Source organism: Herbaspirillum rhizosphaerae, assembly GCF_001189965.1.
Taxonomy (GTDB): domain Bacteria; phylum Pseudomonadota; class Gammaproteobacteria; order Burkholderiales; family Burkholderiaceae_D; genus Herbaspirillum; species Herbaspirillum rhizosphaerae.
On the sequence record NZ_LFLU01000002.1, the window covers coordinates 287,648 to 303,034 of the forward strand.

Annotated in this window: 14 protein-coding genes and 1 riboswitch; of the genes, 10 read left to right on the plus strand and 4 right to left on the minus strand. The window is 60.1% G+C overall.

Annotated elements, in window-relative coordinates; genetic code table 11:
* Positions 1–314 precede the first annotated feature (314 nt).
* A complete protein-coding gene (locus AKL25_RS04070) occupies positions 315–1,910 on the plus strand; it encodes a tetratricopeptide repeat protein (RefSeq protein ID WP_050476361.1) in 1,596 nt (531 codons plus the stop codon).
* A 99-nt stretch (positions 1,911–2,009) separates the two neighbouring features.
* On the opposite strand, the gene dapF is transcribed toward AKL25_RS04070, so the two are convergent.
* The 3 genes from dapF to AKL25_RS04085 are packed head-to-tail and all read right to left on the minus strand — an operon-like array spanning position 2,010 to position 4,660.
* Positions 2,010–2,861, minus strand: a complete 852-nt coding sequence (gene dapF, locus AKL25_RS04075) for a diaminopimelate epimerase (RefSeq protein WP_050476362.1) — start codon at positions 2,859–2,861, stop codon at positions 2,010–2,012.
* Positions 2,862–2,888: 27 nt separating this feature from the next.
* Complete coding sequence (locus AKL25_RS04080) at positions 2,889–3,770, minus strand: LpxL/LpxP family acyltransferase (protein WP_050476363.1); 882 nt, start codon at positions 3,768–3,770, stop codon at positions 2,889–2,891.
* Positions 3,767–4,660: a lysophospholipid acyltransferase family protein gene (locus tag AKL25_RS04085; RefSeq protein ID WP_276202999.1), complete on the minus strand. Its 894-nt coding sequence runs from the start codon at positions 4,658–4,660 to the stop codon at positions 3,767–3,769. The genes AKL25_RS04080 and AKL25_RS04085 overlap by 4 nt, the downstream gene beginning before the upstream one ends.
* 132 nt (positions 4,661–4,792) lie before the next feature.
* On the opposite strand from AKL25_RS04085, the gene metK reads away from it, so the two are divergent.
* From metK to metF, 4 genes are all read left to right on the plus strand, one after another.
* Positions 4,793–5,956 carry a methionine adenosyltransferase gene (gene metK, locus AKL25_RS04090; protein ID WP_050476365.1) on the plus strand — a complete coding sequence of 388 codons (1,164 nt, stop codon included), beginning with the start codon at positions 4,793–4,795 and terminating at the stop codon, positions 5,954–5,956.
* 84 nt (positions 5,957–6,040) lie between these two features.
* Positions 6,041–6,117: riboswitch (S-adenosyl-L-homocysteine riboswitch) on the plus strand.
* A 45-nt stretch (positions 6,118–6,162) separates the two neighbouring features.
* Positions 6,163–7,578 carry an adenosylhomocysteinase gene (gene ahcY / locus AKL25_RS04095; protein WP_050476366.1) on the plus strand — a complete coding sequence of 472 codons (1,416 nt, stop codon included), beginning with the start codon at positions 6,163–6,165 and terminating at the stop codon, positions 7,576–7,578.
* A gap of 130 nt (positions 7,579–7,708) precedes the next feature.
* Complete coding sequence (locus tag AKL25_RS04100) at positions 7,709–8,059, plus strand: phage holin family protein (protein ID WP_050476620.1); 351 nt, start codon at positions 7,709–7,711, stop codon at positions 8,057–8,059.
* A gap of 62 nt (positions 8,060–8,121) precedes the next feature.
* The gene (metF, locus tag AKL25_RS04105) at positions 8,122–8,964 is read left to right on the plus strand and encodes a methylenetetrahydrofolate reductase [NAD(P)H] (protein WP_050476367.1); all 843 of its coding nucleotides are present in this window, start codon (positions 8,122–8,124) and stop codon (positions 8,962–8,964) included.
* Between the two features lie 84 nt (positions 8,965–9,048).
* On the opposite strand, the gene AKL25_RS04110 is transcribed toward metF, so the two are convergent.
* Complete coding sequence (locus AKL25_RS04110; RefSeq protein ID WP_050476368.1) at positions 9,049–9,657, minus strand: 5-formyltetrahydrofolate cyclo-ligase; 609 nt, start codon at positions 9,655–9,657, stop codon at positions 9,049–9,051.
* A gap of 26 nt (positions 9,658–9,683) precedes the next feature.
* Here AKL25_RS04110 and AKL25_RS04115 point away from each other — a divergent pair, with 26 nt between their 5' ends.
* The 5 genes from AKL25_RS04115 to AKL25_RS04135 all read left to right on the plus strand — a co-directional run bounded on the left by AKL25_RS04115 (position 9,684) and on the right by AKL25_RS04135 (position 15,361).
* Entirely contained in the window at positions 9,684–11,642 is a 1,959-nt protein-coding gene (locus AKL25_RS04115; protein WP_050476369.1) for a lytic transglycosylase domain-containing protein, read from the plus strand.
* A gap of 61 nt (positions 11,643–11,703) precedes the next feature.
* On the plus strand, positions 11,704–12,672 hold the full coding sequence (locus AKL25_RS04120) for a complex I NDUFA9 subunit family protein (protein ID WP_050476370.1): 969 nt from the start codon (positions 11,704–11,706) through the stop codon (positions 12,670–12,672).
* Positions 12,673–12,723: 51 nt separating this feature from the next.
* Positions 12,724–13,422 carry a glutathione S-transferase family protein gene (locus AKL25_RS04125; RefSeq protein ID WP_050476371.1) on the plus strand — a complete coding sequence of 233 codons (699 nt, stop codon included), beginning with the start codon at positions 12,724–12,726 and terminating at the stop codon, positions 13,420–13,422.
* A gap of 7 nt (positions 13,423–13,429) precedes the next feature.
* Positions 13,430–14,653 carry a multifunctional CCA addition/repair protein gene (locus AKL25_RS04130; protein ID WP_050476372.1) on the plus strand — a complete coding sequence of 408 codons (1,224 nt, stop codon included), beginning with the start codon at positions 13,430–13,432 and terminating at the stop codon, positions 14,651–14,653.
* Positions 14,654–14,662: 9 nt separating this feature from the next.
* On the plus strand, positions 14,663–15,361 hold the full coding sequence (locus AKL25_RS04135; RefSeq protein WP_050476373.1) for a GNAT family N-acetyltransferase: 699 nt from the start codon (positions 14,663–14,665) through the stop codon (positions 15,359–15,361).
* The last annotated feature ends 26 nt before the right edge of the window (positions 15,362–15,387 follow it).

The window sequence follows — 15,387 nt, forward strand, 5'->3', positions numbered from 1 at the left end:
GACATTAAGGGTTCTCATTAACCATGACCTTAGATTGGTCGTTTGGCGGACAAAGTTTTGGTTGAAATTCCGAAACTCCTACACGAGTGTTGTTTTTTTCTAACGCTTTAAACCCGATTCTCTCTCAGTAGGAGTTTTTTGGCCCCGGCTGATGTCAGAGGATTATGAAATTGCCTGGGTGGCAATAAAGCGCCGTTTAAAGACTTGAATTGTTGTTTTAAAGCTCCAAATTAGTCTCTCAGGACGCAGATTAAAAAAATATAGTGATTTATGGGGGATAATTTTTTCCTTCGAAAGTGGGCTTGGATTGATTTATGGCGAGTCGGGAAGATTTGGCAATTATTCGGGCGGCACGCGCCGGGCAGGCTGAGGCGCAGTTGGCCTTGGGACGACGCTATCTGTTTGGCGGCAACGGCTTGCCGCAAAGTTTTGCGACCGCGTTGCATTGGCTGGACCGCGCCGCGCGCCAGGGGGCGGCAGATGCCTGGTCCCTGATCGGTGAACACATCCCTTATGACGTGGTGGCGCAGGCGTCGAGGCCGCTTGACTATGTGCTGTGGTATGAGCGCGCCTTCGACGCCGGCCTGAAAACGGCCGGGATGGCTTTTGCGCGCCTGGTGCTGGCGCATCGGGCGCAGGCGGAGGCGCAGTCCATGCTGGGCAAAGCGGTCAAGGTGCTGGAAGCGGAGGCGCATGCCGGCACCGCCGAGGCGCAATGGCTGCTGGCTCAGCAGCAGGCGGGCGAGCGCATTGCCGGTGCGGCGCAAGTCGTGACGGATGAGCGTCCGCAAGCAGCGGTCGATGCTGCGGCCCAATGGGCGCAAAAAGCCGCGGACGCCGGCATCGGTCCGGCACAACTGTCCCTGGCAGATGCTGCCTGGCTGCGTCAGGATCAGGAAGACTTCATCCGCCGGGCCTTGCCGCTGGGTCGTTCCCTGTTGGCGCAATATGGCGCCGACCTGCCGCAATTGAATGCACCGTCGGAAACGCTCGTGCGGCATTTGGGCGACGGCAATATCGTACTGTTGTCTCGTCTGGCGCAGGTGTTGCCGAGCATTGACGATCTTGGCGTCGATGAAGCGCAACAATTGCTGGAGCTGGGCGCTTATGCCGACGACAAGGCCGCGCAGTTGGCGCTGGGTTTGTTCTTTGCCCGCATGCAGGAAGACGGCAGCCGTGCTTTTCCTGGCTTTGGCTCCGCTAATTATAAGAAGGCGATACGCTGGCTGACCCAAGCCGGAGAGCGTGGGCTGGCGCCTGCGTGGTTCGCGTTGTCGCGCATCTATTTAAAACCGGAATTTTCCCAGCGCAATCTGGCGGATGCCCAGCATTATCTGGAGCGCGCAGCCGAAATGGGGCATGCCCTGGCGCAACTGGAATGCGGCAGCAGCGCCTGGCGCAATCGCCGCGATGATCCGTCCAACGACGTGCGCGCCGTCTACTGGCTGCAAAAGGCGGCGGCACAGAACAACACGGACGCCCGCGATTTGCTGGACAAGATCGCCGACCGCCCTGTACCCACAGGTTGGGCGGTCGAAGCCCGGCGTCACATGACGCGCGAGTTCCTCAGCGCGTATCCATTTCTGGCCGCACGGCTGGAACTGGCGATCCTGTTTGGCCTGACGCGGCCTGAAACCTTGTTGATCGACCTGAAGCAGGCTGATTGCGGACATTGCCTGGTGGTCGACATCCGCGAATACTATGCACGCAGCAAGCGGCGCCTCATATTAATAGAGACCGGTGACGAGCGGCAGGTGCTCAATCGCATCGGACGCCTGTTCGAAGACGTTGATTGCAGCCTGAGCGGGCCGGAAGGCAATTATCGCCAGCGCATGTACCGCTTGAAAACGGCCTTGCCTCAGGTGGCCGATGAGCGTGAAGAAGAAGGCGATCTGGCGGAAGAGTCCTGACCCTCTCTCATATTAATAAGAGAGGACAAATAAAAAGAGATGGCGGATTGCCATCTCTTTTTCATTTGCGAAGCACCGGATCGACATCAACAACGGTGCTCAGATTTCGATTTCGCCTTCAAACACCGACACTGCAGGGCCGGTCATCATCACCGGCAGCCCGGAGCCGCCCCAGTTGATCACCAGTTCGCCGCCATGCGTCTGAACGGCAACCGGCGTATCCAGCAGGCCGCGGCGGATGCCGGCGACAACTGCTGCGCAGGCGCCGGTGCCGCAGGCCAATGTTTCTCCTGCGCCACGTTCAAAGACGCGCAAATTGACGTTGTGGCGATCCACCACTTGCATGAAGCCGGCGTTGACGCGTTTCGGAAAGCGCGGATGATGCTCGATGACAGGGCCGTCGACCAGAACCGGCGCGGCTTCCGTATCGGCGACGATCTGAACTGCATGCGGATTGCCCATCGATACGACGGAAATCCAGCTGATTTTTCCGTTCACCTCCAGCGGCCACAAGGTGTCGTCGCTTTCATTCTTGCCGCTCAGCCCGGCGGCATCGAACGGCACTTGCTCCGGCGTCAGTATCGGCGCGCCCATATCGACCGTCACGCGGCCGTCGTCTTCCAATGTCGGTTCGATGACGCCGGACATGGTTTCCACCCGAATAGCCCGTTTGGTCGTCAGGCCCTTGTCGCTGACGAAGCGGGCAAACGCACGCGCGCCGTTGCCGCACTGTTCGACCTCGCCGCCGTCGGCGTTGTAAATGCGATAGCGAAAATCGATGCCGGGCGATTGTGTTTTTTCCACCACCAGCATCTGGTCGGCGCCGATGCCGAAACGGCGGTCGGCGATGAACTTCCATTGATCGGGGGTCAGATCAATGTCCTGGTGGATGGCGTCAACCACAACGAAATCGTTGCCCGCGCCGTGCATTTTGGTGAATTTGATTTTCATGAGACTAATTATAGATGCTGGATGGTTTTAATCATCCTGGCCGTATACATTAGTTAGGCCCTCAGGCTGAGTTTTAAAGCGCTTGTGCGCCCAAAAATATTCGGCCGGCGCTTCCAGTACGCGTTGCTCGATGAAGGCATTCATCCTGCGGGTGGCTTCCACGATATCGTCGCCCGGATAGTTTTCCCAGGCCGGATAGAAAGTGGTTTTCCAGCCTTGATAGTTCGGCAGGAAGGTGGTGATCATCGGGATGACGTTGGCGTGTGTCGCTGCGGCAATGCGTGCGGTCGCAGTCAGTGTGGCAGCCGGTCGGCCGAAGAAGGGGACGAACTCGGCGTCGCGCAGGCCGAAGTCCATGTCCGGCAACATGATGAAGGGCAGGCCGTCGCGCATGGCGCGAATGATGGGCTTGACGCCTTTTTCGCGCGACAGCAGGGTCACCGGGCGGAAGCGGGAGCGGCCTTTCAGCAGCGCCTGATCAACGACTTCATTTTGTTGTCTGGAATAAATGGTGCAGATCGACAGATCGGAGTTGAGCACCAGCGCAATGCCGGGAATCTCAAGGCAGACGAAGTGCGGGCAAAGCAGGATAGTCGGGCCGGATTTGATCACGTCCACCGGCACGCCGGAATCGATCTTGATCAGGCGTTTCAGGCGTTTCTCCGAGGCCCACCACAGAATGCCGCGCTCCAGCGCGCTGCGGGCGTAGGCCTGGAAATGTTGCCGGGCGATGATTTCGCGCTCCGCCTCGGATTTGTCGGGAAAGCACAGCCGCAGATTGGTCAGCGTAATGTGGCGGCGCGGTTTCATGATGATGAACAGCAGGGAGCCCAGGCCTGCGCCGAGGCGTCCCAGTATGGGCAGCGGCAGCCAGTGCAGGAGCCACATCAATGCAATCAGCGCCTTCATTCTGCCGCTCCGGGCGCGCTCACGCCCGGCGGCGTCTTGTAGCGGTTATAACTCCATATATATTGTGCGGGGCAGCGCGCGATCAGTTTTTCCATCGCCAGATTGATGGCGCGGGCCTGCTGATCCGGCGTCTCGCCAAGTTCTTCTTCGAAGGCGACAAAGCGGATCACGAAGCCGCGGCCCCAGGACAGGCGCTCGGCATACGACAGGATGATCGGCGCGCCGCTCATCTGATGCATCTTGGCCGACAGGGTCATGGTGTAAGCCGGCTTGCCGAAGAAATCCGCCCAGACGCCTTCGCCATGCTGCGGCACCTGATCCGGCAGCAGGCCGATTGCCTTGCCGGCTTTCAGCGCCTTGAGCAGAATGCGTACGCCCGACAGATTGGCCGGCGCCAGATGCAGATTGGGGCGCGAGCGCGCACCTTCGATCAAGGGTTTCAGCGCGGCTTTGCGCGGAGGGCGATACAGGGCGGTCAGCGATGTCTGCTCGGCAATGGCTTGCGCGATGATTTCAAAGCAGCCCAGGTGCGGGGTCAGGAAAACCACGCCGGTTTTGGCATCCAGCGCCTGTTGCGCCAATTCCCAGTTTTCAATGCGAGCGGTACGCAAAACGCGCTTCGGTGCAGCGCACCAGACGAAGGGCAGTTCGAAGATGCCTTTGCCGGATTCGTTAATTGCGGTAAATAAATGTTGCCGGTAGCCGGCGCGGGTCAGATTCTCTTTCAAACGCTTGCGATAGGACGGCGATGCCAGGTAAACAAGCCAGCCTACTGCAATCCCGATCAGGTGCAGCAGGGGTAGCGGAAAAAAAGATAGCAGGCGGAATAAAGAAAAAATCATACTTGCCGTTACCGTGAATAATGCTGTGAAATTGCCGAATTTTTGCAAGAGGCGTAAAATAGCATGAAAGCCGTCGAGTTAATGACAACTTGCGAGACGGGATATAAATTTCGCTAAAGCGTCGCAGGCTAGGGATAAGGCCGCGACACCGGTTCAATCTCTATACTGCAGGAGTACGTGATGTCCAATGAATTTCTCTTCACTTCCGAATCCGTCTCGGAAGGTCACCCAGACAAAGTAGCCGACCAGATTTCCGATGCGATTCTGGATGCCATCTTTGCACAAGACCCACTGTCCCGCGTAGCCGCCGAAACCCTGTGCAACACAGGTCTGGTCGTGCTCGCCGGTGAAATCACCACGCGCGCCAACGTCGACTACATCGACGTCGCCCGCGAAACCATCAAGCGCATCGGTTACGACAATGCCGACTACGGCATCGACTACAAGAGCTGCGCCGTGCTGGTCGCCTACGACAAGCAATCCCCTGACATCGCTCAGGGAGTCGATGAAGGCAAGGGTCTCGACCTCGACCAGGGTGCCGGCGACCAGGGTCTGATGTTCGGCTACGCTTGCGACGAAACGCCTGAGCTGATGCCTGCTGCGATTTACTACGCGCACCGCATCGTCGAACGCCAGTCGCAATTGCGCAAAGACGGCCGTCTGCCATGGCTGCGTCCGGACGCCAAGTCGCAAGTCACGCTGAAGTACGTCGACGGTCGCCCGGTTGCGATCGACACCATCGTGTTGTCGACACAGCATGCGCCTGAAATGGAACACAAAGCCATCGAAGAAGCAGCGATCGAAGAAATCATCCGCCCGGTCGTGCCGGCTGAATGGCTGAAAAACACCCGTTACCTGGTCAACCCGACCGGCCGTTTCGTCATCGGCGGCCCGCAAGGCGATTGCGGCCTGACCGGTCGCAAGATCATCGTCGACACCTACGGCGGCGCAGCGCCGCACGGCGGCGGTGCATTCTCCGGCAAGGATCCTTCCAAGGTTGACCGTTCGGCGGCTTACGCCGGCCGTTATGTCGCCAAGAACATCGTGGCTGCCGGCCTGGCGTCGCGTTGCCAGATCCAGGTGTCGTACGCCATCGGTATCGCCAAGCCGACTTCGGTCATGGTCACCACCTTCGGCACCGGCAAGATCAGCGACGAAAAGCTGTCGCAACTGGTGCTGGAACACTTCGACCTGCGTCCGAAGGGCATCGTGCAGATGCTGGATCTGCTGCGTCCTATCTATCAGAAGACCGCTGCTTACGGCCACTTCGGCCGCGAAGAGCCGGAATTCTCGTGGGAACGTACCGACAAGGCTGCTGCACTGAAGGCTGCCGCCGGTCTGTAATTTCCCCACTGCAATCCGGCCTTGGCGGCCGGGTTGCATTTGCGTGCTGGCATTGCGCGCATAAAGTGATTTACAATGCCTTTCCGTATCAAGGAGCGTTGCGACAAGACATCGATCTTGCCAGGCTTGATACCGTCACCAAGCAACTGCGCTCACGTTACTTTTTTTCTGATTTTTTGAAAGGAGGGCGTGAGAACGCCGCAGCCATGACTACCAATTCCAATACCCAAGACTATGTGATCGCCGATATCGGCCTGGCGCAATGGGGCCACAAAGAAATCAAGATCGCAGAAACCGAAATGCCCGGCCTGATGGCCATCCGTGAAGAATTTGCTGCTGCCCAGCCGCTGAAGGGCGCGCGCATCACCGGTTCCATCCACATGACCATCCAGACCGCGGTGCTGATCCAGACGCTGGAAGCACTGGGCGCCAAGGTCCGCTGGGCATCCTGCAACATCTACTCGACGCAAGACCACGCTGCCGCGGCAATCGCCGACAAGGGCACCCCGGTGTTCGCGTTCAAGGGCGAGTCGCTGGACGACTACTGGGATTTCACGCACCGCATCTTCGAATGGCAAGGCGGCGAGAACGAACAAGCCAACATGATCCTCGACGACGGCGGCGACGCAACATTGCTGCTGCATCTGGGTACGCGCGCTGAAAAAGACGTATCGGTGCTGAACAACCCGACTTCGGAAGAAGAAATCTGCCTGTTCAACTCCATCAAGAAAAAGCTGGCGACTTCGCCTAACTGGTATTCGACGCGTCTGGCGCAAGTCAAGGGTGTGACCGAAGAAACCACCACCGGCGTGCATCGCCTGTATCAGATGTTCAAGGACGGCAAGCTGGCCTTCCCGGCCATCAACGTCAACGACTCCGTCACCAAGTCCAAGTTCGACAATCTGTACGGCTGCCGCGAATCGCTGGTCGACGGTATCAAGCGCGCGACCGACGTCATGATCGCCGGCAAGGTCGCCGTCATCGCCGGTTACGGTGACGTCGGCAAGGGTTCGGCGCAAGCCATGCGCGCGCTGTCGGCGCAAGTCTGGGTCACTGAAATCGATCCGATCTGCGCACTGCAGGCGGCAATGGAAGGCTACCGCGTCGTCACCATGGATTACGCTGCAGAACATGGCGACATCTTCGTGACATGTACCGGCAACTACCATGTGATCACGCACGACCACATGAAGAAGATGAAAGACCAGGCCATCGTCTGCAACATCGGCCACTTCGACAACGAAATCGAAGTCGCCGCACTGAAGCAATACAGCTGGGAAAACATCAAACCGCAAGTCGACCACATCATCTTCCCCGACGGCAAGCGCATCATCCTGCTGGCCGAAGGCCGCCTGGTCAACCTCGGCTGCGGCACCGGCCATCCGTCCTACGTGATGAGCTCGTCCTTCGCCAACCAGACCATCGCCCAGATCGAACTGTTCGTGAACACCAAGAACTATCCGGTCGGCGTCTACACGCTGCCCAAGCACCTGGATGAAAAGGTCGCGCGCCTGCAGTTGAAGAAACTCAATGCCCAACTGAGCACACTGACCGCAGAACAGGCTTCTTATATCGGCGTGAAGACAGACGGCCCTTACAAGCCTGATCACTACCGTTATTAATTAGCTTGACGGGCAACGCGGACAATATCCGTTTGCCCGGTGTTTACCGGACTCACCCGCCATCGGCCGGATTGCAGCAATTGCTCAGATTGTTGAAATCCGGCCGATGCGCCGCTCGAAAGGACGTTTCATGCGTTTGCTCATTCTCTGGCTGATCAATGCGCTGGCCTTGCTTGCTGTGCCATATCTCATGCATTCGGTGCAGGTCGACAGCTTCGGTGCGGCGCTGATCGCTGCGCTCATCCTCGGTTTCGTCAACACGCTGGTGCGTCCGGTGCTGGTGATTCTGACCTTGCCGGTGACGCTGCTCACGCTGGGTTTGTTCATTCTGGTGATCAACGGCCTGATGTTCTGGGCGGTCTCGCATCTGGTCGGCGGCTTCTACGTCGCGGGTTTCTGGGCTGGTGTCGGCGGCGCGCTGTTGTACAGCATCGTTTCCTGGGCGCTGTCCACGCTGCTGTTGAAATCCGGTCGCAATTGACGGCTCAGTAATCTGCTCAGCGACTTGCTCATCAGGTACTTGTTTTACGGATTGATTTTTCCATGACATCACATAATTTCAGTATCGAGTTTTTCCCACCGAAGACGCCTGAAGGCACGGAAAAGCTGCGCATCACCCGCGCCAAGCTGGCCGCGCTGCAGCCCAAGTATTTCTCGGTCACATTCGGCGCCGGCGGTTCGACGCAGCAAGGCACGCTCGACACCGTGCTCGAAATCATGCGCGAAGGCCATGTCGCCGCGCCGCATCTGTCTTGCGTCGGCAGCTCGCGCGCTGTACTGCGCGACATTCTGAATAATTACAAATCGCATGGCATCAAGAAGCTGGTCGCCTTGCGCGGCGACTTGCCGAGCGGCTTCGGCGCCGCAGACAGCGCTTCCGGCGAGTTCCACTACGCCAATGAGCTGGTCGAGTTCATTCGCGCGGAAACCGGCGACTGGTTTCACATCGAAGTCGGCGCCTATCCTGAAATGCATCCGCAAGCGAAGTCGCCGCAGGACGACGTGCAAAATTTTGCGCGCAAGATCAACGCCGGCGCCGATGCAGCCATCACGCAGTATTTCTACAACGCCGATGCGTATTTCAATTTCGTCGACGAAGCAGCGAAACTGGGCGTCAGCGCTCCGATCGTGCCCGGCATCATGCCGATCACGAACTATACGCAACTGATGCGTTTTTCCGACATGTGCGGCACCGAGATCCCGCGCTGGGTCCGTCTCAAGCTGGCCAGCTACGGCGACGACAGCGAATCGATCCGCGCCTTCGGTCTCGACGTCGTCACGCAGCTGTGCGAACAGCTGCTGGAAGGCGGCGCGCCGGGTCTGCATTTCTACACGCTGAACCAGCCGGCCGCGACGATGGCAATCTGGCAACGTCTGGTCGCCTGAGTCATTCAGCGAAATCAGGTTGCAAGCAAAAAGCCGGCAGATGCCGGCTTTTTTGCGTTCTTGCGCGATCTTGTATCGCCGCCCTCAGGCATCGGCGATGATCAGGTCCAGTGCGATATCGTGCGCCTGTCCGTCAAACTCCACCAGCGCATCGGCATAGGCGATCCCGATCGCCAGCGGGCGCGGGGTTTGCGCCAGCGTGCGGTCATAGAATCCTCCGCCGTAGCCGAGCCGCAGTTTCGCCGCATTGAAGCCCAGGCAGGGGATCAGCAGGGCCTGCGGCTGCACAATGGCTCCCTGCGCCGGCACGGAGGTTCCCATGGCGTCCTTGACCAGCATTTCTCCCGGCGTCCAGCGCACGAATTCCAGCGGCAACTCTTTTCCGCGAATAATCGGCAGGGACAGGTGCACGCCTTGGACACTCAGCGCGTTATAAACCGGATGCAGATCCGGTTCTTGCCGGATCGGATGGTAGACGCCGATGCTGGTGATTTGCTGAGTCTGCAGCCACGCCAGCAGACGCGTGCAAATGGACGCCTCTGCGGCAGCCCTGGCGGCAGGCGTCATGGCTTTGCGCGCAGCCAGCAGGCGGGTGCGCAGCGCGGATTTATCCGCAGCCGGGAGCGCCGTTTTGGTTGTGGTCTCAGCAGTGTCGGACGGCGTGGTGTCGCGTGCTATCCTTGAAGTCGTCATCTGTCTCAATCTAAGGTTGTATAAGAATGCAATTAAAGAAATGCGTGGTTGTGATCACCTGTGCCGTAGCAACGGCTGCGGCACTCAGTTTTGCGATGCCGGTTTATGCGCAAAAGCGTCTTTCCACCAACGTCGCACCCGATGATATCTTTCTCGCCCTGCGCGATGCCTCGCGCTCCGACGACTCGGTGAGCGCGGCGAGTCTGGCGGCGCGTCTGCCGGATTATGTCATTCCTTCCTATGTTGATTATTATCGGCTCAAACCGCGCGTGCGCGATTTCACCGCGCCGGTTTCCGAGATCCGCGATTTCCTGACGCGCTATGACGGCAGCGCCATCGCCGATCGCCTGCGCAACGACTGGCTGTTGGCGCTGGGCAAGACCGGCGACTGGACCACTTTCGACGAGCAGTATCCCTTGTTCGTGCTGAACGACGACGTGCAGGTCAAATGCTTTGCCCTCAACTCCCGCGCCCTCAAGGGCCAGAACGTCGCCGACGAAGCGCGCGCCTTGCTGACCAGTCCCAAGGATTATGGTCAGGGCTGCAGCGACCTGATCGGTACGCTGGCGCAAAACCACCAATTCAGCGAAAGCGACCTGTGGGCGCAGATCCGTCAGGCGGTTGAAGCCGGCAACACGACGGTCGCGCGCCGCGCGGCGATCTTCACCGACAACGGCGACGTCAGCCTGCAACAGGTTATCGACAAGCCGGCCCTGATGCTGGCGCGCGGACCCGGCCAGGGACGTACTTCGCACGAGTTGTACATCATCGCCATCGGCCGCGCCGCAAAGGGCAATCCGCAACAGGCCGCGACCTTCCTCGGCAGCGCCTCAGGATTGACTGCGCAGGAGCAGGCCATCGCCTGGGCGCAGATCGCCTTGCCGGCGTCGATGAAGCTGATGCCCGAAGCCATCGATTACTGGCGCAAGACCAAGGATGCGCCGCTGTCCTACGAAGCCTATCAATGGAAGGCGCGCATCGCCTTGCGCGCCGGCGACTGGAAGATGGTCAAGGCGACCATCGACGCCATGCCCGGCTCCTTGCGCAGCGACATCACCTGGACCTATTGGCTGGCGCGCGCATTGAAAGAAGACGGCCAGGCCGAAGCTTCGCAGCGTCTGTTCCAGTCGATTGCCTCCAACGTCAGCTTCTACGGCCAGCTGGCCACTGAAGACCTCGGACAAAAGATCGTGATCCCGCCGGGACCGGTGCCGCCGACGCCGGCCGAGATCGCACCGATGGCGCAGAACGGCGGCTTCAAGCGCGCGCTCAAATTCTACGACCTGAACATGCGCTACGAAGGTATCCGTGAATGGAACTGGGAACTGCGCAAGATGAACGACCGCCAGTTGCTCGCCGCCGCGGAATTCGCACGTCAGAGCGATGTGCTCGACCGTATGGTCAACACCTCGGACCGCACCCGGATGGAGATGGATTTCACCCAGCGCTTCCCGGCGCCGCACCTGACCGAGATGAGCGCCAACACGCGTCCGCTGGGTCTGGAAAACGCCTGGGTCTACGGGCTGATCCGCCAGGAATCGCGCTTCATCAAAAACGCCAAGTCCTATGTCGGCGCCTCCGGCCTGATGCAGTTGATGCCGGCCACCGCGAAGTACGTCGCCAAGAAAATCGGCTTGACCGAATTTACCCAAGACCAGATCAACGACATCAACACCAACCTGTTGCTCGGCACCAGCTACCTCAACATGGTGCTCAACAATCTGGACGGTTCGCAGGCCCTGGCGACAGCCGCGTACAACGCCGGTCCGGGCCGTCCGCGCACCTGGCGTTCGACCTTGAACCGACCGGTGGAAGGCGCGATCTTTGCCGAATCGATACCGTTCAACGAAACGCGCGGCTACGTCAAAAACGTCATGTCCAACGCCACCTACTACGCCGCGCTGTTCGAGAACAAGCCGCAGTCGCTGAAACAGCGCCTCGGCACAGTCGCGCCGCGCGTCAATACCCCGACCGATTTGCCGTGATGGCGCGCTGATCACAAGGCGCTGCGGTGAGATGAATGAGTAACGAAAGCGACAACTGATCATGGCGTATAAAAATATACTGGTAATCGGCGGCTCCGGCTTCATCGGCAGCCAGGTCGTCGCACAACTGGCGCGCAGCACCGCCAGCCGCGTCGTGGTGCCGACCCGCCGCTACGAGCGCAGCAAGCATCTGCTGGTGATGCCGACGGTGAGAACCGTGGTCGCCGATGTGCATGACGAAGCGGTGCTTGACGCCTTGTTCGACGGCGTCGATGCCGTCATCAATCTGGTCGGCATCCTGCATTCGCGCCGCGGTCCCGGCGGCAGCGACTACGGTCCCGATTTCCGGCAGGCGCACGTGGAGTTGCCGCGCAAGATCGTCGCGGCCTGCGGCCGTCACGGCGTCAAACGCTATTTGCACATGAGTGCGCTCGGCGCTTCCGCACAAGGGGCGTCGATGTATCAGCGTTCCAAGGCGGCGGGCGAAGCGGCGGCATTTGCCGATGCCGGCATGGCGACGACCGTGTTCCGTCCCTCGGTGGTGTTCGGCGAAGGCGACCGCTTCCTGAATCTGTTTGCCGCCTTGCAAAAACGCTTTCCCATCATGCCGCTGGGCAGCGCCGACGCCAAATTCCAGCCGGTCTATGTCGGCGACGTGGCGCAGGCCTTCGTCAACGCCTTGCAGCGCGCATCGACGATCGGCAAAACTTACGAGCTGGCCGGCCCGAAGGTGTATACCCTGCGCGAGCTGGTCTATCTGGCCGGCGCCTGCTCCGGCCATCCCCGTCGCATCGTCGGTTTGCCGCCGATGTTGGCAACTTTGCAAGCCTTATGTCTGGAATATTTGCCAGGACGCATGATGAGTCGCGATAATCTGGCTTCCATGCGGGCGGATAATATTGCCGGCGGGCCGATTGCCGCCGAACTGGGCGTCACGCCGACTGCGCTGGAAGCAATCGCACCGCGCTATCTCGCCGGTGTGCACATGCAGCAGCAAATGGACGCTCACCGCAGCGGAGCGCGACGCTAGGCAGAGTAAAAGCTAGGTAAGAGCAAGACACGTCATCAAAGGACAGACAGCATGCAAAACACCGAACTCGATCCGACCCTGTCGGCCACGCTGGAAAAGGCCGGCAAGAACGCCATCACGCTGGTCATCGGCAACAAGAACTATTCGTCCTGGTCGATGCGCCCGTGGGTGGTGCTGACCGCGTTCGACATCCCTTTCCGCGAAATCCGCATCTGCCTTGACCAGCCTGACACCGCCAGCAAGATCGCCGAATATTCCGCCGCCGGCCGGGTGCCGGTGCTGCTCGACGGCCAGACCCACATCTGGGATTCGCTGGCGATTTGCGAATACCTGGCGGAACAATTCCCCGACCGCGCGCTGTGGCCGCAAGAGACCGCCGCACGCGCCGTGGCGCGCAGCATCACCGCTGAAATGCATTCCGGTTTCACCGGCCTGCGCAGCGCCATGAGCATGGACATCCGCGGCAGCTACCCCGGCAAAGGCCGCACGCCGGAAGCGCAAGGCGACATCGGCCGTGTCTGCGAAATCTGGGAAGACTGCCTGGCGGAATTCGGCCATCATGAATTTCTGTTCGGCGATTTTTCGATTGCCGACGCCTTTTATGCACCGGTGGTGATGCGCTTCCGCAGCTATCAGGTGTCGCTGGCGCCGGCGCTGCAAGCCTACGTCGATCGCGTCGTCGCACATCCTGCGGTGGCGAAGTGGGTTGCCGAAGCGCTGGCCGAAAAAGAAATCCTGCCGGATCATTGAGTTGCCCATGAAGATCTACGTCGTCGGCGGCGCGGTGCGCGATGAGCTGCTCGGTTTGCCGGTGCAGGATCACGACTACGTGGTCGTCGGCGCCACGCCGGAAGACATGCTGGCGGAAGGCTTCCGGCCGGTCGGCAAGGATTTTCCGGTGTTCCTGCATCCCGATACGCAAGAGGAGTACGCGCTCGCGCGCACCGAGCGCAAGACTGCGCCGGGCTACAAGGGCTTCGTCTTTCACACCGACAGCGCCGTCACGCTGGAGCAGGATCTGGCGCGCCGCGACCTTACCATCAACGCCATCGCCAAAGGCGAAGACGGCGTACTGATCGATCCTTATCGCGGGCAGGACGATATTTTCCGGCGGGTGTTCCGCCATGTCTCCGAAGCCTTCGTCGAAGACCCCGTGCGCATTTTGCGCATGGCGCGTTTCGCGGCGCGCTTTCCCGATTTCACCGTCGCTCCCGAAACCAATGCGCTGATGCAGAAGATGGTACAAGCCGGCGAGGTCGACGCCCTGGTGCCGGAACGCGTCTGGCAAGAGTTGGCGCGCGGCATGATGGAACAGACGCCGTCGCGCATGTTCAATGTGTTGCGCGACTGCGGCGCGCTGGCGCGCATCCTGCCGGAACTGAACGCGCTGTGGGGCGTGCCGCAACCGGCCAAATACCATCCCGAAATCGATACCGGCGTACACGTCATGATGGTGCTCGACTATGCCGCTAGCCGATCGTATTCGCTGGGCGTGCGCTTTGCCGCCTTGATGCACGATCTCGGCAAGGGCACCACGCCGCCTGACTTGTGGCCCAGCCATCACGGCCACGAAGGCCGCAGCGTCGAGCTGGTGCAAGGGATTTGCGATCGCCTCAAAGTCCCCAACGACTGCCGCGATCTGGCCGTCATCACGGCGCGCGAACACGGCAACGTCGGCCGCGCGTTTGAACTGCGTCCCGCCACCATCGTCAACTTGCTGGCGCGCTGCGACGGCTTCCGCAAGCCGGAGCGGTTCAGGGAAATGCTGCAGGCGTCCGAGTGCGACCGCCGCGGCCGTACCGGTTTCGAAGAGGTTGAATTCCCGCAACTGGACTACCTCATGGGCGCACTGAAAGTGGCGCAGGGCATCGACGCCGGCGCCATCGCAGCGAAATGCAAGGAGCAGCCGCAACGCATCCCCGAAGCGATCCTGGCGGCGCGTACCGAGGCTGTGGCGGATTACGCGGCTCAGCTCCGTTAGACTGCGCCCATGTCAAAACTCACCACGCAACTGCGCGCCCGGCTGGAAGGCTTGAAGCGCACCATCATCGAGGCTTCGGACAAACCGCTGATCCTCGTCAAGGAATTGTCGCCGCGCTCGCGCCGGCATCTGCTGCGGCATTTTCTGGCGCTGGAAGAAAAAGACCGGCTGCTGCGTTTTGGCACCAAGCTGTCCGACGAGCTGGTGACGCGCTATGTGGAAAAAATCGACTTCACGCGCGACACCATTTTCGGCGTCTACGATCGCAAGCTGCGCTTGCTGGGCGTCGGCCATCTGGCGTTTGCGCCGCGCGAGACCTCGCGTGTTTCCGGCGCCACCGTCAAGGCGCGCGTGGCCGAATTCGGCGTCTCGGTATCGGCGGCGGCGCGCGGCATGGGGGTGGGCACCAAGCTGTTCGAGCGCGGCGCCATGCGTTGCCGCAACGCCGACGTCGACACCCTGTACATGCATTGTCTGTCTTCCAATAAAGTCATGATGCACATCGCCCGCAAAGCCGGCATGGAAATCCACCGCGATTACGGCGAGGCCGACGCCTATCTCAAACTCCAGCCCGCCAATTCCGTCACCGTCTTCCAGGAGGCGATGGAAGAGCAGGTCGCGATGATCGACTACATCGTCAAAGCCAACATGCGCGCGCTGTTCAAATGGGTGGGCAAGGTCACCGGCATCGGCAAGCCGAAATCCTGAATCTCTGAATTTTCTTCCGGCCTGAT